The following is a 19011-nucleotide window of genomic DNA, read 5'->3' on the forward strand; positions in this document are numbered from 1 at the left end:
CTCAACCGGCTGGCATCACCGGCGGGACATAGGGCAGGGTCAGCCCGAGCAGCCACAGCAGGCCGATCACCAGCGGGATGTGCACCAGCAGCTGGATGAAGGTGAAGCCGACGATGTCGCGCGCCTTCAGCCCCAGCACGCCCAGTAGCGGCAGCATCCAGAACGGGTTGATCAGGTTGGGCAGGGCCTCGGCGGCGTTGTAGACCTGCACCGCCCAGCCCAGGTGGGCGTGCAGTTCGTTGGCCGCCTGCATCACATAGGGCGCCTCGATCAGCCACTTGCCGCCGCCGGAAGGGACGAAGAAGCCCAGGATGGCCGAGTACACGCCCATCACCGCCGGGAAGGTGTCCTGCGTGGCCACGTGCACGAACAGCTGCGACAGATGGTGCGCCAGGGTGTCGCCATCGGCGCCCTTGGCCCCGGTGAGGATCATCGCGATGCCGCCATACAGCGGGAACTGGATCAGCACGCCGGTGGTGCTGGGCACGGCCTTGGCCACCGCGTTGAGGAAGCTGCGCGGACGCCAGTGCAGCAGCAGGCCCAGGGAGAGGAACAGGAAGTTGTAGGTGTTCAGGCTGGCGATCGCGGTGACCACCGGCTTGGAGGCGAACTCGCCGGCCAGCCAGCCGAAGGCCAGCAGCGACAGCAGCACGGTCAGCAGCGGGCTGTATTCGAGCCATTCGCCCGGACGCGTGCGCGGCGGCAGCGCCTTGTCCGGCTCGCTCTGCGCCGCCTCGGGGAAGTCGGCCGCGGTGCGCGCGGCCCGGCCCTGCGGCGCGGTGACCCAGCAGATCAGCAGCGAGACCCCGATCAGCACCGCGGTCAGCACGATCGACTGCCACAGGAAGATCGTCTCGGTGAAGGGCAGCACACCGGTGATCTCCAGCAGGCCCGGCGGCATCGAGGCCGGATTGGCCTGCAGCTGCGCGGCCGAGGAGCTCAGGCCCATCGCCCACACCGCGCCCAGTCCGAGGTAGGCCGCGGCGCCGGCGGCGCGGTAATCCATCTTCAGCTCGCTGCGCCTGGCCAGCGCGCGCACCAGCAGGCCGCCAAACACCAGCGAGAAGCCCCAGCTCAGCAGCGAGGCCAGCATGCTCACCAGGCCCACGTACACGATCGCCCCGCGGCCGCTGCGCGGCACCCGGGCCAACTGGTCGATGAAGCGCGCCACGATCGGCGCGGTCGCCACCGCGTAGCCGCCGATGACCACGAAGGCCATCTGCATGGTGAAGGGAATCAGGCTCCAGAAGCCGCCACCGAAGGCCTCGGCCGTGGCCTTGGGCGTGGCGCCGGCGAGCATCGCGGCGATGGCCACCAGGATCACGCCCAGCACCGCGAACACGTAGGCATCGGGGAACCACTTCTCGGCCCAGGCCGCGCTGCGCAGTGCCGCGCGGGCCATCACGCCCTGCCGGGCCTCGCCTTCGTTCGCCGCCATGAGCCTGCCCTCGTTATCCGATCCCCGGCCCGCATTGTCCAAGCCCTGGCCCGGCGCGGTCTGCTGGACGATGGTCTAGGCAAGGCCGCGCCGGTCGCCCGGCCGCGGCGCGTCAGGCCTTGAGCGCCAGCGACACCGCGATCCCGGCGAACACCGCCGCGCCGACCCAGTTGTTGTGCAGGAAGGCGCGGAAGCAGGGTCCGCGCTCGCGGTGCCGGCACAGCCAGAACTCGTAGGCCACCAGCGCCACCGCCACGCCCAGGCCCAGCCAGTACGGCCAGCCCAGCGCCGCCTGCCGCCCGACCAGCGCCAGCGCCACGAACACCAGCGCGTAGAGCAGCCCCTGGATCACCAGGTCCAGATCGCCGAACAGGATGGCGGTGGACCTGGACCCGGCGCGCAGGTCGTCCTCGCGGTCGACCATGGCATACCAGGTGTCGTAGGCGGTGGCCCACAGGATGTTGGCCGCGTACAGCAGCCAGCCCAGCGCCGGCACCGTGCCCTGTAGCGCGGCGAAGGCCATCGGGATGCCGAAGCCGAACGCCAGCCCAAGATAGACCTGCGGCAGATAGGTGTAGCGCTTGAGATAGGGGTAGCTGGCGGCCAGGAAGGCGGCCACCACGCTCAGGCCGATGGTCAGCCGGTTCATGGTCAGCACCAGGCCGAAGGCCACCACCATCAGCACCGCGAACACCCATAGCGCCTCGCGGCCGCTGACCCGACCGGCGGCCAGCGGCCGCTCGCGGGTGCGCTCGACCTGCGGATCCAGCCAGCGATCGGCGTAGTCGTTGATCACGCACCCGGCCGAGCGCGTCAGCCAGACCCCGGCGGTGAACACCAGCAGCGTCCACCAGGGCGGTAGACCGCCCGCGGCCAGCCACAGCGCCCACCAGGTCGGCCACAGCAGCAGCAGCGCCCCGATCGGCCGGTCGCCACGGACCAGCTTCCAGTATTCCGCCAGCCGCCCGGGCCGCGGCGCCGGCGGCGCGTCGAATCGTTCGTAAGCCATCGCAAAAGGGTAGCAGGCCCGCGCAAGCCACCACCGCGGCGTGCGCTCGCCCAAAGTCGTCGCCTGCCTCGCTTCGTCGGCCTCCCGGGGGAGCCATTGACTCCTCCGATCACGTCGCGCCCTCTTGTAGAGCGGAGCTTGTGGCAATCCCCTTTCGGGGACTCCGATGCTCTTGGTCCGGTCCGCGGGAAAGCCCCAGCGGAGCAAGCTCCGCTCTACAGGCGGGAGCAGCCCTTCGCCCCATGGCGGCGAGAGGCCTTCCCCACGCCGCCCCGCACCGCATTGCCGCTTCCGGCCACAACTGGCGTTAGTCCCCCGCAGGGCGCGCTGCGCAGCCCCCCGACGCCCCCCATTCCCCTCCACACCCCAGGAAAACTCGATCGCATGCACGTTCTGGTCTGTGGAGGAGCCGGCTACATCGGTGCGCACGCCGCGCTGGCGCTGGCGCGTGCGGGCCATGAGGTCACCGTCCTGGACAACCTCAGCACCGGCCACCGCGCGGCGGTGCGCTGGGGGCGGCTGGTCGAGGCCGACCTGCTGCAGCCGCGGACGCTGGACGCGGCCTTCGAGCGCCCGGTCGATGCGGTGATGCATTTCTGCGCGCACTCGCTGGTGGACGCGTCGGTGCGCGATCCGTACGCGTACTACGAGAACAACGTGGTCGGCACGCTCAACCTGCTGCAGGCGATGCGCCGGCACGGGGTGGAGCGGCTGGTGTTCTCCTCGAGCGCGGCGATCTTCGGCCATCCGCAGGGCGCACGGATCGACGAGGCCCATCCCTGCGCCCCGATCAGCCCCTACGGCGCCAGCAAGCTGATGGTCGAGCGCATGCTGGCCGACGCCGCGCGCGCCTACGGGCTGCGCTCGGTGTGCCTGCGCTACTTCAACGCGGCCGGCGCCGCGGCCGAGGAAGGCATCGGCGAATCGCATGCCCGCGAGACGCATCTGATCCCCAACACCTTGCGCGCGGCGCTGGGCCGCGGGCCGGCGCTGCAGATCTTCGGCGACGATTACGACACGGCCGACGGCACCTGCGTGCGCGACTACGTCCATGTGCTGGATCTGGCCGACGCGCACCTGCGCGCGCTGGCGCTGATGGACCGCACGGCGGGCGCGCATGCGTTCAACCTGGGCAACGGCCAGGGCTTCAGCGTGCTGCAGGTGCTGCAGGCCGCGCGCGCGATCAGCGGGCGCCAGATCGACTACACGCTCGCGCCCCGCCGCGCGGGCGATCCGGCGATGCTGGTGGCCTCCGGGGACAGGGCGCGCACCGTGCTCGGCTGGCAGCCGCGGCACGCCACGCTGGACGCCATGATCGGCAGCGCCTGGCGCTGGCATCGCGCGCAGGCGTACTGAGATCCGCCGCGAGCGGCCTGCACAGCGCCCGGGGCGCGTTCCGCGGGTGCGGCGGTCCCGCCCGGTTGCATCGGACGCACGCGCCGCCGCGACATTGGCTGACGCGGCTGGCGGCAAGTTCGCGTCGGCCGATGTTTTCAGGGATAATGCGCGCCGCCGTCGGCCCGCCGCGGCGTCTTGTTGCACCATGCGCCTGTAGCTCAGCCGGATAGAGTAGTGGCTTCCGAAGCCATTGGTCGGGGGTTCGAATCCCTCCAGGCGCGCCAGCACCCGTTCCGGATCATGACGGAGCCGCCCAAAGCCCTCGAGCGATCGGGGGTTTTTTGTTGTCCGGCGTCCTGGTCGATCCACTCAGATGCGTTGAGTTCCGCCCCCTGACTGTGAGCACGCCGGCGCTCATCATCCCGCGTCCGACCGGACACGCGACGCTGTCCGGTCGGACACCCTGCATCCAGAACACGCCGCACCACGGGCGCCGACGGTTGGCACGTGGCCTGCGTAAGAGACTTCCAGCCGGGCGATCTCGTACGCCGCAATGGAGGATCGAAGTGATGCCGAGCCATGCACTTGCAGGGGCGCTGACGCTGCTGTCGCTGGTTTCCAGCCAACCACGGCTTGATGCTTCGACGCGCTACGAGCTCAGCGCCGAGACCGACGACGGCCGGATCACCGCGCTCGATGTGACCATCCGGCTGCAGGCCGACCCCTCCGGGCGGACCGTGATCGACTGGGCCGAGCAATGGGCGGGCGAGGAGCATCTGGGCCAGTGGGCGCGCGATATTTCAGTCGAAGGTGCGCGGCGCACCGCGGTGGCGCCACACGGGGGACGCATCGTGGACTCGGCGCCTGGCGCGCCGCTGGTGATGCGCTATCGGATCGTGTCGGCCCATCAGGCCGCTCCCGCTGTCTCGAACAGCAGGCAGCCGGATCCGATCGTGCGTCCCGACTGGTTCTACGCGGTCGGGTTCTCGCTCTATGCCCAGCCCGCCGGACGCGAGGACCGGCCGGCGACGTTCACCTGGCGCGGTCCGCACGGCATCGGCTTCGCTTCGGACGCGCAGCACCTGCAAGGATTGATGCACCAACCGCGCACGGGCAAGGACATTCGGGAAAGCGTGGCCATCGGCGGCCGCGACCTGCGGGTCTCGACCATGCGGGTGGGTGGTGAGCCGCTGCGCGTGGCCTCCATCGGCCGTTTCGGTTTCGATATGGCGGCCTTCGCCGGCCTTGCGGGGAAGGTCATTGCGTCCGAGCGCGCGTTCTGGGGCGACGACCAGGCAGGCCCCTTCCTGATCACGGCCATCCCCCTGGCTTCGGAGCCGAAGCAGACGGGATTCAGCGGGACGGGCCTGGGCGATGCCTTTGCCACCTGGATCGGACAGGACACGCCGCTGCCGGATCTGGCCTGGTTCCTTGCGCACGAATACTTCCATAGCTGGAATCCCAGGCAGCTGGGGCATACCGAAGACGCCACCGAGGCCCGGACGTACTGGATCAGCGAGGGGTTTACCGACTTCTTCGCGCGCAGGCTGATGCTGCGGGCGGGGCTGCTTTCGCCGGAGCAGTTCGTCGAAGAGTGGAACGAGGCCCTCGCGCGCTACGCCCGCTCGCCGTATCGCACCTCGCCCAATGCCGTCGTCGCCGATCGCTTCTGGAAGGACGAGCGCGCCCGCATGATGCCGTACCAGCGCGGGGCGCTGCTGGCCGCGGTCTGGGATCGCCGCTTGCGTCAGCGCTCCGGCGGGCGCACGAGCCTCGACGATGTACTTCACGACCAACGCAGGCGCGCGCAGGCGGATCCCGCGCTTGCGCTGCAGGACGCGCTGATCGCCGCGGCGGCCCACGCCGGGCTGGACCTGCGGCCGGAGATCTCCAGGTACGTCGACCACGCAGCGCCCGTGCTGCTGCCGGAAGACGCTTTTGGCGAATGCGCCCGCGTGGTCTCCGTCGACACGCCGGTGTTCGACAGAGGCTGGGACACCGAGGCGACGACGCGGCAGGGCGACGTCGTCACCGGGCTCGACCCGACCTCCATGGCCTATGCCGCGGGACTGCGGAACGGGATGAAGTTGCTCTCGCAGTCCGGCGGAAACCCGGCCGACCCACAGGTCGAGATCGCGCTCGTGGCCCAGGACGCGTCCGGCCAGCATCGCATCCGTTTCCGGCCCCTCGGGCGGGAGACGGTGAGGCTCCAGCGCATCGCGTTGAACGCCGCGCGCTTCTCCGCCAGGCCGGAGGCGTGTCGCCAGGCCCTAGCCGGCTAGAGGCTGGCCGCGCGACGGCGAACACGGCGCCGCGCGGACCGCGCAGCGTCAGACCCTTTCCACCGCGATCGCCAGCCCCTGGCCGACACCGACGCACATCGTGGCCAGGCCCAGCCTGCCGCCGCCGACATGCAACTGGTGCACTGCGGTCTGTACCAGGCGGGTGCCGCTCATGCCCAGCGGATGGCCCAGGGCGATGGCGCCGCCGTTCGGGTTCACGCGGGCGTCGTCGTCGGCCAGGCCGAGCGCGCGGGTCACCGCCAGCGCCTGGGCGGCGAAGGCTTCGTTGAGTTCGATCACGTCGAAGGCCTGCAGCGGGCGCTGCAACCGCGCCAGCAGCTTGCGCACCGCCGGCACCGGGCCGAGGCCCATCACGCGCGGCGCGACGCCGCCACTGGCCATCCCCAGCACGCGTGCGCGCGGCGTCAGGCCATGGCGCTGCACGGCGGCGGCCGAGGCCACGATCATCGCCGCGGCGCCATCGTTGATGCCCGAGGCGTTGCCGGCCGTGACCGTGCCACCCGGATTCACCGGCTTGAGGGCGGCCAGGGTCGCCGCATCGGTCTGCGGGCGCGGATGCTCATCGGTATCGACCACCGTCTCGCCTTTGCGCCCGGGGATGCGCACCGGGACGATCTCCTCGGCGAAGTAGCCCGCAGCCTGCGCACGCGCGGCGCGCTGCTGGCTGCGCAGGGCCAGCGCATCCTGGTCCTCGCGCGACACGCTCGCGTCGGCCGCCACGTTGTCGCCGGTCTGCGGCATGGTGTCCACGCCGTACAGCGCCTTGAGCTGCGGATTGACGAAGCGCCAGCCCATGGTGGTGTCTTCCAGCTTCTGATCGCGGCCGAACGCGCTGCCCGCCTTGCCCATCACGAACGGCGCGCGCGACATCGACTCGGCACCCGCGGCGATCGCCAGCTCCATCTCGCCCAATGCGATGGCCCGGTACGCCGCGCCCACCGCTTCCATGCCGGACGCGCACAGGCGGTTGAGCGTGACGCCCGGCGCCTCCTGGGGCAGGCCGGCCAGCAGCAGCGCCATGCGCGCGACGTTGCGATTGTCCTCGCCCGCCTGGTTGGCGCAGCCCATGAAGACCTCGTCCAGGCCCGACCAGTCCACGCCGGGATTGCGCTGCATCAGCGCGCGCAGCGGAAGCGCGGCCAGATCGTCGGTACGCACCGGCGCCAGGCCACCGCCATAGCGGCCGATGGGCGTGCGCACGGCATCGCAGAGAAAAACGTCCTGCATGGGAACTCCGTGAAGCGAGGGGGAAGTCAGGGCCGGGCCGGCGCGCGCGTGGCGGCCACGATGGTGATGGCGCCGGCCAGCAGCAGCGTGCCGTAGGCCAGCTGCGAGGCGGCCAGGGTCCCGGTCTTGTCGATCAGCACGCCGACGATCATCGGCACGAACACGTTGCCCAGGCCGGCCAGCGTGGTGACCAGCGCGATGCTGCCCGCCGCCTTGGGGCCGGAGAAGGTGCTGCCCGGTAGGGTCCAGAACGGTCCGGTCGCGCCCAGGGTGGCGGCGGTGCACACGGTCAGCAGCGCGATCGCCGGGGCGGTGGTCAGGTGGGTCGTGCCCAGCACCAGCCAGGCGGCGGCGGCCGTGCCCAGGCACAGGGCCACGTGCCAGCGGCGCTCGCCGACCTTGTCCGAGTGGCGGGCCACCAGGAACTGGGTGACCAGGCCGGCCAGGAACGGGATCGAGGACAGCAGGCCGACGTGCAGCACGTCCTTGATGCCCGAGTTCTTGATGATGGTCGGGATCCAGTACGCATTGGCCGCCGCACCGCTGAAGACCGCCAGCGCGACGAAGGACAGGATGTAGACGCGCTTGTCGCCGAAGGCCTGCCACAGCGAGTGGTGCTGGCCCGGCGAGGCGGCGCTGTCGCGGTCCACGTCGGCCTGGACCAGCGCCTTCTCCGGCGCCGTCAGCCACTTGGCGTCGGCCGGCCTGTTGTCCAAAAAGTAGTAGACGACCACGCCCAGCACGCAGGCCGGCAGGCCTTCGACGATGAACAGCCACTGCCAGCCGTGCAGGCCAAGCGCACCGTCGAACAGGCGCATGATCGTGCCCGCCAGCGGTCCGCCAAGCATGCCGGCGATGGGCAGCGCGGCCATGAACAGCGCGGTGACACTGGCGCGGCGCGCCTTGGGGATCCAGAAGGTGATGTACAGCAGCACGCCCGGGAAGAAGCCCGCCTCGGCCGCGCCCAGCAGAAAGCGATAGAGATAGAACTCGGTCGGCGAGCGCATCATCGCGAACGCCGCGCAGGCCAGCCCCCACAGGATCATGATGCGCAGGAACGTCAGGCGCACGCCGATCTTCTGCAGCCACAGGTTGCTGGGCACCTCGAACACGAAGTAGCCGATGAAGAACATGCCGGTGCCGATGCCGTACATGACCTCGTTGAAGCCCAGCTGGTGCATGAAGTCCAGGCGGGCGAAGCCGATCACGTTGCGGTCGATCAGCGCCACGGTGTAGCACAGCATGATCAACGGCAGGATGCGCCACTTGATCTTGCGGTAGGTGGCATCGGCCGGCGAGGGCGCGGCCACGCCGGTAGCGGAAGAGGGTTGCACCTGGGAACTCATCGAAAATCTCGCGTCAGGGTGTCAGGCGGCGCCGCGCCCCGCCAGACTGGCCGGCGGCGACGCGCTGCGTTAGGAGGAGGCTGCGGGCGGGCATTCAGTACTTGACGTGCAGGCCCAGGGCCAGGTTGTCGACCGTGGCGCCCACCGGCGCGCGCACCGGCGAGCCGTAGCTGGACGAGACGCCGTTGTCGATGCGCCCGGCCAGGGCGACCAGCGAGGTGTACTTGAACAGGCTGTACTGCACGCCGACGTTGTAGGCCTGCGCGCCCAGCCCGTAGGTGCTGCATGGCGCCGCGCCCGACAGCACGCAGTGGCCGGCGCCGGCGTGGATGTAGTTGGCTGCCAGGGTCAGCTTCGGCGTGGCCTGCCATTCCGCGCTGACCTTCCAGGTCGGCACGGTGTAGGACTTGAACTTGCCGTAGTCCGCGGTCGGGTCTTCGGCGTACTGCACGCGCGAGAGGTCCACGCCCAGCTTGACGCGCTTGGTCTGGTAGGCGGCGCTGAGGCGCAGGTTGCGGTCCTGCGAACCGCCGCCCTGGTTGGTGATCGAAGTGGCCGCCGGCGTGGTGGTCGGCACACCACTGATCACCAGATGGTTGGTATGCCGCTCGTATTGCAGCGCGGCGTACCAGGGCCCCTGCTCCCAGCGGATGCCGTAGGAGTAGGCCCGGCGGGGGCGGCCGTAGTCGGGGCCGTCCCGGTGCGGCATGTAGCTGGTCCCGAGGGAGAAGCCGTTCCACTTGGCGCTCTCCCACTTGTAGCCGTGGCTGGCACGGGTGACCCATGTCGTCGTCCCTGCGCGACTGCCCGTGCCGAAGGCCGCGCCACCGAGCAACGCGGAGGTCGACACGAAATTGCTTTCGCTCACGCCGAGCATGCGCACCGGATCGCCCCAGTTGGACAGGATGCTGTTGATGCGTCCGCCGGTGAAGGTCCCCAGGACGCGATGCGCCACGTAGACGTACGCATCGCGGCTGCGGTTGAAGTACTCGCTGTTGTCGTAGGGCTCGGTGACCTGCTCGTCCAGGCGGAAGCCGACGTCCCAGTCCGGGTTGAAGCGGTAGTGCCCGCGCATGGCGAAGAACGACTGCGACCAGTTGACCCGGTCGGCATCCGGCTTGTCGGTGACGCTGCGCAGGGTCGTGCTGGTGTTGGACTTGGTGGTCAGCGTGCCGACCTGGCTGCCGACCGCGGTGTGCTGACCGAACGAGGTCCACTGGTACTGCGGATACAGGTTGCCGAAGAACTCGATGTTGGCGTCTTCGTTGCCGAAGGTGGCGGCATGGCCGCTGCCGACCATGGCCATCAGGCAGGCGCCGACGGCGATGCGATGGCGGCGCGGACGCGGCGAGGTGTTGCGGACAGGCATCGAGTTCCCTCCCAGGAGTGGATGCGAGAAGCGGGAGCGAGGCCGCCTGCGGCGGCACGCTGGATGGATGAAGCGCGGAGCGGGCGCGCGGCGGCTCAACGCAGGCCGGCCGACCAGCGGGCGATGGCCTCGACCACCTGCTGCGGCTGCTCGGGCAGCAGGGCGTGGCTGGCGCCGGGAATGGTGACCACGCTGACGCGCGGGCCCAGTTCCTCGCGCAGCTCCTGGCGGCGATCGGCCGGCATGAAGGGATCGGATTCGGCCTGCAGGTCCAGCAGTGGCACCTTGCCGCCCGCGCTCCACCACAACGCCTTGGGCGTGGCATCGCTGGCGTTGCGCTGGCTGGTGCGCACCTCGGGGTGCCAGCCGTCCAGCCACACCGAGGCATCGTTGCCCGGCGCGAAGAAGGTCGCCTGCAGCTCCTTCAGCCGATCCTCGCGCGAGGTCCTGGGATCGGCGATACGGATGATGCTGGCCGACAGGGACTTGGGATAGGTCTTGGCCGCCGCGGCCGCGACCACCACACCGCGCACGGACTGCGGATGCCGTGCGGCGAGCATGCGCGCCACCCAGTTGCCGTAGGCATGCCCGACGACGATCGCCGGCGCCTTGCCGGCCTGGTCGATCGTGCAGGCCACATCGTCGGCCAGATCCGCCAGCGTGATGCCTTCCATCGGCCCGCGGCTGTCGCCCAGCCCGCGCGGCTGCGGGCGCAGCACCTGGTAGCCCTTGGCGGCCAGGCCCTCGGCGATCGGGTCGTAATCCAGCGAATCGCGGCCCAGCGACGGCAGCAGCACGATGGTCGGCCCCTGGCCGTCCGCCACCACGTCGATGCTGGCATCGCCGCAGCTCAGCTGGCGATGCGCACGCGCACCTGCCGCCTCGGCGGCGCCCACGGTGGCCGGCAAGGCCAGACAGAACAGAACACGCACCCACGAGCGCTTCATCAGGCAATCCCTCCCGGTATTGCAGGCGCCGGGCCGGACGCGGCCGCACGACGCCTGTGCGCCGCATCCAGGGGACGACGGCACGACGGACTTCAATCGGACGACCGGCCTGACGCGGCCGGACGGTGTTAGTGGACCGGTCTTGGCACCGGCACCTGTCGCGTGCCGCGGGCGATCGCCTGGCGCGCGTCCTGGCTGGACATGAGGCCCTCCTCCTCGATGGCGTGGACCTGCGTTGCGCTGCAGGCGTCGATGGGGCGGAGTCTAGGCACGGTGTTTTTTCGGGCGCACGCCGTCGACGGTCAATCCAGCTATGGCGCGAATGCGATGGCTCGCAGCGGCCCTGCCGATCGCCCGCAAACGCGAGGTTTCCAGGGACTTCAAGGCGTCGGAGCGGCCCTTATCCTTTAGTCGAAGGGCGCGTCTTGAGGCGTTTCGCGCCGTTGGCCATCGGGCGGTTTGCTACCCTCGTTCACCTGATCCAGCGCGCCCGCCGTTCCGTCATGCCCACACCCAAGGTCACCAATCTTTCGCTCGATCTGGTGACCGATCTGGGGCGCTGGCGCGCGTTCGTGGCGATCGGCGAGCTGGGCAGCGTCACGCGCGCGGCGCTGTTCCTGGACACCAACCAGTCGGTGCTCAGCCGCCAGATCAACGCACTGGAGCGCGACTGCGGCGCGCGCCTGTTCAATCGCACCGGGCGCGGCGTGCAGCTGTCCGAGCTGGGCGAACGCCTGTTCCCGCAGGTCAAGGCGCTGCTGGCCGACGCGGCGCAGCTCGAGCGCGACATCCGCGGCGAAGCGCTGGAGCCGACCGGCCGGGTCACGATCGGCATGCTGCCGTCGATCTCGCAGGCGGTGACCGGCCGACTGTTCTCGACCCTGCGCACGCGTTATCCCGCGGTCACGCTCAAGATCCTGGAAGGCTCCGGCGGCCAGGTCGAGGAGTGGCTGGCCGATGCCCGCGTCGATATCGCCGTGCTGTACCGCTATGGCACCTCGCTGCCGGAGGGCGAGCAGTCCCTGGCCGTGGTCGACAGCTATCTGATCGGCCGACGCGGCGATGCGCTGACCGCCGCCGAGACCGTGCCGTTCACCCGTCTCGACCAGCTGCCCCTGGTGGTCCCCAGCGCGCCCAACGGGTTGCGCACGGCGCTGGATGCGCTGGCGCGCAGCTGCCATATCGGGCTCTCGCCGGCGATCGAGGCGGACTCGCTGCCGCTGCAGAAATCGCTCTCCGCCGGCGACGGCGTCTACACCGTGCTACCCATCCACGCGGTGTGGAAGGAACTGGCCGACGGCGTGCTGCAGGCCGCGCGCCTGGTGGACCCACCCATGCAGCGGATCGTCTCCATGGCGCTGAGCCGCTCCAAGGGGCCGGCCCGCGCGGTCTCGGCCGTGGCCAGCGAGATCGATCACGCCTTCCAGTCGCTGGCGGCCGAAGGCCTGTGGCAGCGCGCCTTCGCCCCGACCCCCGACGCATAGCAGACATGCCGGCGGACGCGTAGCGCGCCCCGTCGCCCCACCCTATAACGGCCGATCGCGCGTCCGATGCGCGCCGTCCTGCGTTCGAACCGGAGTTGCCATGCCCCGCATCACCCTGCCCGATCCCGCCCACATGGATGCCGACCAGCGCGCGGTCCACGACCGCATCGTCAACGGCAAGCGCGGCAGGATCCAGGGCCCGCTGCGCGCCGCATTGCATAACGCGGAGCTGGCGGCGCGCTGGTCGGCCCTGGGCGAACTGCTGCGTTACGACACGTCCCTGACGCCGCGCCAGAGCGAGCTGGCCATCCTGGTCACCGGCCGGGCCTGCAACTCGCCGTTCGAGTGGCACGCGCATCGCCTGGAGGGCGAGAAGGCCGGCCTGTCCGCGGAGATCCTCGAGGCGCTGCTGGCGCAGCAGATCCCCGCGGGGCTGGACGAGACCGAGCACGCCATCGTCTGCTTCGCCCGCGAGCTCAACGCCGCCAACTCGGTCAGCGATGCGACCTACGCGCGGGCGCTGGCCCTGCTGGGCGAGAAGGCCGTGGTCGAGCTCACCGCGCTGGTGGGCTATTACACGATGGTGGCGATGACGCTGAACACCCACGAGATCCCCCTGCCTGAGGGCGTCGCGCCGGCCTTCGACCTGCCGCAGCGCAACGGCCTGTGAGCGGCTGGGACTGCCACGCGCATGTCTTCGGCCCGTATGCGCGCTTTCCGCTGGCCGACACCAGCGTGCATTCGCCCCCGCAGGCCAGCGTCGAGCAGTACCTGGCGCTGCTGCAGGCCCTGGACCTGCAGCATGGCGTGCTGATCCATCCCAGCGCCTACGGCCGGGACTTTTCCGCGCTGTTCGACGCACTGGACCGCTTTCCGCAGCTGCGCGGGGTAGCCGTGGCGCGCGTGCAGGATGGTATGGACCTGCGCGGGCTGCGCGAGCGCGGCGTGCGGGCCTTGCGCTTCAGCCACCGCAGCGGCGGCGACTTCCCCGGCGCGGCCACGCTGGAGGACCTGATGCGGCTGGCGCCGGCGCTGGCCGCGGCGAGCCTGCATGCCGAGCTGTGGAGCGACACCGCGGCGCTGTCCGGCGTCATCGGCACGCTGCGCGAACTGCCCGTGCCCCTGGTGATCGACCACGCGGGCGGCTTCGATCTGGATGCAGGTGTCGACGCGCCGGCGTTCCGCGCGCTGCTGTCCTTGCTGGAAGGCGGCAACACCTGGATCAAGCTGTGCATGTACCGCAACCTGCTGCGCAAGCCGCAGCCCGAGCGCGGTCGTGCCTTCCAGCAGGCGCTGCAGCACGCGCGCGCGGACCGCATGCTGTGGGGCAGCGACTGGCCGCATCTGCGCGTGGAACCGGCGCCGGACACCGGCGCGCTGCTTGCGACCTTCCGCGACTGGGCGGGCGATGCCGCGCTGGCGCGCCGGATCCTGGAAGACCATCCGCGCGCGCTGTATGCCTGACCGGCGCGGTGCGCGCGCAATACGACCTTGGTCCTAACGGCTATGCGCGCAGCCGCATAGCAGCTCTGCCTGGCATCGCGTCGGCGCGCGCGCGGGGGCTTCCTAGACTGGCCTTCGACGAATCATCAAGGCCTTGCCGCAATGGACGACCTGACCCAGCTGCGCGTGGAGATCCAAGCCCACGTGGCGGTGCTGACGCTGGATGCGCCGCCGGTCAACGCGCTGACCCGCACGCTCAACGACGAGCTGGTGCTGGCGCTGGACCGCATCGGCGAGCTGGATGAGGTCCGCGCGGTGGTGCTCACCGGCGCCGGCAAGGTGTTCTGCGCAGGCGCCGACCTCAAGGGACGTGCCGAAGTGATCAAGGGCCCGGGCGATCTGGGCGCGCACCTGCGCCGCACCCGCGAATGCTTCCACGCGATCCGCGAATGCGCCAAGCCGGTGGTGGTGGCCATCAACGGGGCCGCGCTCGGCTCCGGCCTGGCGATGGTCGCCTCCTCGGACATCCTGGTCGCCTCGGAGCGCGCCTCGCTGGGCCTGCCCGAGATCGACGTCGGCCTGCTCGGCGGCTGCCGCCACGCGATGCGGCTGTTCGGCCACTCGCGCCTGCGCCGCATGGCGCTGACCGGCCTGCGCGTCGACGGCGCCGAGCTCTACCGGCTGGGCCTGGTCGAGGCCTGCGTGGCGCCGGAGGCGCTGCTGCCCACCGCGCTGGAGATCGCCCACACCATCGCCGCCAAGAGCCCGGTCGCCACGCGCATGAGCAAGCACACGCTCAACACGATCGAGCAGCTGAGCCTGCGCGATGGCTATCGCTACGAGCAGGACATGACCGCCGCGATCGGCCGCACCGAGGACGCGCGCGAGGCGCAGGCCGCCTTCCGCGAGAAGCGCGCGCCGGTCTTTGTCGGCCGCTGATGCCCTCCTTCCCTCTCCCATCGCCGCCGCGCGGCGATGTCGCACGGATATCCCGATGAGCTCCAACGCACGCCCGCTGTCGGGCATCAAGGTCCTGGATCTGAGCCGCATCCTGGCCGCACCGTGGGCCGGGCAGATCCTGGCCGACCTGGGCGCCGAGGTGATCAAGGTGGAGCGGCCCGGCGCCGGCGATGACACCCGCGCCTGGGGGCCGCCCTTCCTCAAGGACGCCGACGGCCGCAACACCGGCGAGGCGGGCTACTACCTGGCCGTCAACGCCGGCAAGCAGTCGATCACCCTCCGCATCGACACGCCCGAGGGCCAGGACATCGTGCGCAGGCTGGCGGCGCAGGCCGACATCGTGCTGGAGAACTACAAGGTCGGCACGCTCAAGCGCTACGGCCTGGACGCCGACAGCCTGCGCGCCATCAACCCCAGGCTGATCTATTGCTCGGTCACCGGCTTCGGCCAGGACGGCCCGCGCGCCGAACAACCGGCCTACGACTTCCTGATCCAGGCCATGGGCGGCCTGATGAGCGTCACCGGCGAGCGCGATGGCAGGCCCGGCGGCGGCCCGCAGAAGGTCGGCATCCCCATCGTCGACCTGATGACCGGCATGTATACCGCCGTGTCGGTACTGGCCGCGCTCAACCGGCGCCACGTCACCGGCCTGGGCGACACCATCGACATCTCCATGCTGGATGTCCAGGTCGCCTCGCTGGCCAACCAGGCGATGAACTACCTGGTGTCCGGTCGCACGCCGCAGCGCAACGGCAATGCGCATCCCAACATCCAGCCGCAGGACGTGTTCGCCTGCGCCGATGGCGACGTCATCCTGGTGGTCGGCAACGACGGCCAGTTCGCCAAGCTGTGCCAGGTGCTGGGCCAGCCCGCGCTGGCCGAGGGCGCCTTCGCCACCAATGCCGGGCGCGTGGAAGGCATCCAGGCGCTGTCCGCGCGGCTCTCCGAGGCCTTCGCCGGGTGGCGGCGCGCCGACCTGCTGGCCGCACTGGATGCGGCCGGCGTGCCGGCCGGCGCCATCAACTCGGTGCCCGAAGTGCTCCAAGACCCGCAGGTGGTGGCCAGACAAATGGTCCGCCGCGTCCCGCATCCGCTGGGCGTGGAGGTGCCCCTGGTGTCCAGCCCGATGCGCTTCGCCGAAGCGCCGCTGCAGCCGCGCGTGGCGCCGCCGCTGCTGGGCCAGCACAGCGACCGCGTGCTGCAGGCGCTGGGTTACACCGACAATGACATCCAGGCCCTGCGGGCCAAGGGAGTGATCTGATGAAACTGCACTGGTCGCCCAAGTCGCCGTTCGTGCGCAAGGTGATGGTGGTGGCCCATGAGCTGGGCTGCGTCGAGGCGCTGCAGCTGCAGCGCTCGGTGGCGGCGATGCTCAAGCCCAATCCGGCCATCATGGCCGACAACCCGCTGTCCAAGATCCCCACCCTGGTGCTGGACGATGGCCAGGTGCTGTTTGATTCGGCCGTCATCTGCGAGTACCTGGATGCGCGCTTCCACGGCGCGCTGTTCCCGTCCGGCGATGCGCGCTGGAAGGCCCTGCAGCAGCTGGCGTTGGGCGACGGGCTGCTGGATGTGCTGATCCTGTGGCGCAACGAACGCGAACGCGCGCTTCCGCTGCAGTCGTTGATCGATGCCTTCGCGCTCAAGACCGAGGCCTCGCTCGCACGCCTGGAGCGCGAGATCGAAGCCCGCCCCGGCGCGGCGATCGACATCGGCCAGATCGCGATCGGCTGCGCGCTGGGCTATCTGGACTATCGCTTCGAAGAGGTCGCCTGGCGCGCGCGCGCGCCGAAGCTCGCCGCCTGGTACGCCACGCTGGCGCAGCGCCCGTCCTTCATCGCCACGGAGCCGGCCGATGGCTGAGGCCAACGCTCTCGCGCTGGATCGCGCCGTGGTCGTCATCGGCGCCGGCACCATGGGCGCCGGCATCGCCGAGGTGGCCGCCGTCGCCGGCCACCGCGTCTACCTTTGCGACACCAACGAAGCGGCGCTGGATCGGGGCCGCGCGCAGATCCGCGCCAGCCTCGACCGGCGCGTGGCCAAGGGCAGGGCCAGCGCGGAGGACGCCGCCTCCGCCTTCTGCCGGGTGATCGCCGCGGGCCCGAGCGCGCCGCTGCAAGGCGTCGGCCTCGTGATCGAGGCCATCGTCGAAGACCTCGACATCAAGGTCGCCGCGCTGACCGAGATGGCCAGGCGCGTGGACGACGATGCCATCCTGTCCACCAACACCTCCTCGCTGTCGGTGACCGCGCTGGCCGCACGCCTGCCCGCGCCGGAGCGCGTGGCCGGGCTGCATTTCTTCAATCCGGCGACCATCCTGCCGCTGGTCGAAGTGGTCCGCGGCCACGCCACCGACCCGTCCCTCGTCGAGACGCTGGTCGCCACCGCGTGCGCCTGGAAGAAGACGCCGGTGGTGTGCCAGTCCACGCCCGGGTTCATCGTCAACCGCGTGGCGCGCCCGTTCTACGGCGAGGCGCTGCGCCTGCTGCTGGAACAGCAGGCCACGCCGGAGACCGTCGATGCGGTGATGCGCGAGTGCGGCGGCTTCCGCATGGGGCCGTGCGAGCTGATGGACCTGATCGGCCATGACGTCAACTTCGCCGTGACCCGCTCGGTGTGGCAGGCGTTCTTCCACGATCCGCGCTACCAGCCCTCGCTGGTGCAGCAGCAGCTGGTGGACGCCGGCTGGCTGGGGCGCAAGAGCGGTCGCGGCTTCTACGACTACCGCGACGATGCGCCGCGCCCCGATGTGCGCGACCTTCAGGGCCCCGCGCCGACACGGGTCCGCATCGAAGGCGCGCTCGGCCCCGCGCAGGGCCTGGTGGCGCTGCTGGAACAGGCCGGCCTGAATGTCGAAAAGACCGAAGGCGCAGGCCTGCTGCGCGTGGACGGCGTCGCCCTGGCGCTGACCGATGGCCGCAGCGCCGGCGCACGCAGCCAGGCACTGGGCGAGCCGGTGGTGCTGTTCGACCTGGCCCTGGACTACGCCGCCAGCAAGCGCATCGCGTTGTCGGCCGCCGAGGGCACGCCCGCAGACGTCATCACCCAGGCCGCAGGCCTGTTCACCGCGCTGGGCAAGCAGGTCTCGCTGCTGGGCGACGCCGCCGGGCTGGCGGTCTCGCGCACCGTGGCCATGCTGGTGAACGAAGCCGCCGACGCCGTGCAGCAAGGCATCGCCTCGGAAGCCGACATCGACGCGGCCATGACCGGCGGGGTGAACTACCCGATCGGGCCGCTGGCCTGGGGCCGCCGCGTGGGGCTGGACTATGTCGCCGCCGTGCTGGCCCATCTCTCGCAGGGCTACGGCGAAGAGCGCTACCGCGTCTCGCCCTGGCTGCAGGCGCGTGCGCGTGAGGTGTCGCATGGCTGAGTTCGTCAGCGTGGCCACGCAGGCGCGCGTCGCGGTGGTGACCCTGTCGCGGCCGGCGCGCCGCAACGCCCTCAACCTGCAGGTCAAGCGGGAACTGGTCGACGCCCTGGAACGGGCGCTGGCCGACGCGGAGGTCGCGGCGATCGTGCTCACCGGCGCCCGCGGCTACTTCGTGGCCGGCACCGACATCGCCGAGATGGCCAACATGCGGCCGATCGATCATGTGCTGCAGCGCTCGGGACACCTGTTCGAGGTCGTGCGTCACGCCTCCAAGCCCATCATCGCCGCGGTCGAGGGCTATGCGCTGGGCGGCGGCTGCGAGCTGGCGCTGGCCTGCGACCTGATCGTCGCCGCCGAGGATGCCCGCTTCGGCCAGCCCGAGATCAAGGTCGGCATCATGCCCGGCGCGGGCGGCACCCAGCGCCTGCTGCGCGCCGCCGGCCGCTACAAGGCCGCGCTGTGGGCGCTGACCGGCGAGATGATCCCCGCCGGCGAGGCCTACGCCGCCAACCTGGTTTCCAGGCTCGTCCCCAGCGGCCAGGCGCTCGATGCCGCGCGTGAGATCGCCCTGCAGATCGCCGGGATGCCGCCGCTGGCCGTGCAGGCCATCCGAGAGGCCCTGCGGCTGGGCGCCGACGCCCCGCTGGACACCGCCCTCTCCCTGGAGCGCCGCCTGTTCGAGCGCCTGTTCGACACCGCCGACCAGCGCGAAGGCATGCGCGCCTTCCTCGAGAAACGCGCCGCGGTCTTCAGCGGGCGCTGAGCGTTGATGGCGCG

General features: G+C 70.7%; 16 protein-coding genes and 1 tRNA gene. 11 read left to right on the top strand and 6 right to left on the bottom strand.

What is annotated here, in order from left to right:
• Position 1 precedes the first annotated feature (1 nt).
• Positions 2–1402: a short-chain fatty acid transporter gene (locus ACFJIT_RS15295; protein WP_130534988.1), complete on the bottom strand. Its 1401-nt coding sequence runs from the start codon at positions 1400–1402 to the stop codon at positions 2–4.
• 148 nt (positions 1403–1550) lie between these two features.
• Positions 1551–2447, bottom strand: a complete 897-nt coding sequence (ubiA, locus tag ACFJIT_RS15300; protein ID WP_379654130.1) for a 4-hydroxybenzoate octaprenyltransferase — start codon at positions 2445–2447, stop codon at positions 1551–1553.
• A gap of 384 nt (positions 2448–2831) precedes the next feature.
• On the opposite strand from ubiA, the gene galE reads away from it, so the two are divergent.
• The 3 genes from galE (at position 2832) to ACFJIT_RS15315 (ending at position 6067) form a co-directional block, all read left to right on the top strand.
• Positions 2832–3803, top strand: coding sequence for a UDP-glucose 4-epimerase GalE (gene galE, locus ACFJIT_RS15305; RefSeq protein ID WP_379654131.1), 972 nt, complete (start codon positions 2832–2834; stop codon positions 3801–3803).
• Between the two features lie 189 nt (positions 3804–3992).
• Positions 3993–4069, top strand: a tRNA-Arg gene (locus ACFJIT_RS15310).
• A 285-nt stretch (positions 4070–4354) separates the two neighbouring features.
• Entirely contained in the window at positions 4355–6067 is a 1713-nt protein-coding gene (locus ACFJIT_RS15315) for a hypothetical protein (protein ID WP_379654132.1), read from the top strand.
• Between the two features lie 48 nt (positions 6068–6115).
• Here the strand turns inward: ACFJIT_RS15315 and pcaF are convergent, their stop codons facing one another.
• From pcaF to ACFJIT_RS15335, 4 genes are all read right to left on the bottom strand, one after another.
• Positions 6116–7315, bottom strand: coding sequence for a 3-oxoadipyl-CoA thiolase (gene pcaF, locus ACFJIT_RS15320; protein ID WP_379654133.1), 1200 nt, complete (start codon positions 7313–7315; stop codon positions 6116–6118).
• A gap of 26 nt (positions 7316–7341) precedes the next feature.
• A complete protein-coding gene (locus ACFJIT_RS15325) occupies positions 7342–8661 on the bottom strand; it encodes an MFS transporter (RefSeq protein ID WP_379654134.1) in 1320 nt (439 codons plus the stop codon).
• A 94-nt stretch (positions 8662–8755) separates the two neighbouring features.
• Positions 8756–10030: a porin gene (locus ACFJIT_RS15330; protein ID WP_379654135.1), complete on the bottom strand. Its 1275-nt coding sequence runs from the start codon at positions 10028–10030 to the stop codon at positions 8756–8758.
• Positions 10031–10125: 95 nt separating this feature from the next.
• Entirely contained in the window at positions 10126–10977 is an 852-nt protein-coding gene (locus tag ACFJIT_RS15335) for an alpha/beta fold hydrolase (protein ID WP_379654136.1), read from the bottom strand.
• Between the two features lie 503 nt (positions 10978–11480).
• On the opposite strand from ACFJIT_RS15335, the gene ACFJIT_RS15340 reads away from it, so the two are divergent.
• The 8 genes from ACFJIT_RS15340 to ACFJIT_RS15375 all read left to right on the top strand — a co-directional run bounded on the left by ACFJIT_RS15340 (position 11481) and on the right by ACFJIT_RS15375 (position 18997).
• Positions 11481–12461: a LysR substrate-binding domain-containing protein gene (locus ACFJIT_RS15340; RefSeq protein ID WP_130523965.1), complete on the top strand. Its 981-nt coding sequence runs from the start codon at positions 11481–11483 to the stop codon at positions 12459–12461.
• Between the two features lie 100 nt (positions 12462–12561).
• Positions 12562–13131 (top strand): carboxymuconolactone decarboxylase family protein, encoded by a 570-nt coding sequence (locus ACFJIT_RS15345; protein WP_130514692.1) that lies wholly within the window; start codon positions 12562–12564, stop codon positions 13129–13131.
• Positions 13128–13925 carry an amidohydrolase family protein gene (locus tag ACFJIT_RS15350; protein WP_379654137.1) on the top strand — a complete coding sequence of 266 codons (798 nt, stop codon included), beginning with the start codon at positions 13128–13130 and terminating at the stop codon, positions 13923–13925. The genes ACFJIT_RS15345 and ACFJIT_RS15350 overlap by 4 nt, the downstream gene beginning before the upstream one ends.
• Before the next feature lie 141 nt (positions 13926–14066).
• Complete coding sequence (locus ACFJIT_RS15355) at positions 14067–14843, top strand: enoyl-CoA hydratase/isomerase family protein (RefSeq protein ID WP_130514688.1); 777 nt, start codon at positions 14067–14069, stop codon at positions 14841–14843.
• 55 nt (positions 14844–14898) lie between these two features.
• Positions 14899–16125, top strand: a complete 1227-nt coding sequence (locus ACFJIT_RS15360; RefSeq protein ID WP_379654138.1) for a CaiB/BaiF CoA transferase family protein — start codon at positions 14899–14901, stop codon at positions 16123–16125.
• Entirely contained in the window at positions 16125–16727 is a 603-nt protein-coding gene (locus tag ACFJIT_RS15365) for a glutathione S-transferase family protein (protein ID WP_379654139.1), read from the top strand. The genes ACFJIT_RS15360 and ACFJIT_RS15365 overlap by 1 nt, the downstream gene beginning before the upstream one ends.
• Positions 16720–18234 carry a 3-hydroxyacyl-CoA dehydrogenase gene (locus ACFJIT_RS15370; RefSeq protein WP_379654140.1) on the top strand — a complete coding sequence of 505 codons (1515 nt, stop codon included), beginning with the start codon at positions 16720–16722 and terminating at the stop codon, positions 18232–18234. The genes ACFJIT_RS15365 and ACFJIT_RS15370 overlap by 8 nt, the downstream gene beginning before the upstream one ends.
• Positions 18227–18997, top strand: a complete 771-nt coding sequence (locus ACFJIT_RS15375; RefSeq protein WP_379654141.1) for an enoyl-CoA hydratase-related protein — start codon at positions 18227–18229, stop codon at positions 18995–18997. The genes ACFJIT_RS15370 and ACFJIT_RS15375 overlap by 8 nt, the downstream gene beginning before the upstream one ends.
• Positions 18998–19011 lie beyond the last annotated feature (14 nt).

It is taken from the genome of Pseudoxanthomonas sp. UC19_8 (assembly GCF_042700505.1).
GTDB lineage: Bacteria > Pseudomonadota > Gammaproteobacteria > Xanthomonadales > Xanthomonadaceae > Pseudoxanthomonas_A > Pseudoxanthomonas_A winnipegensis.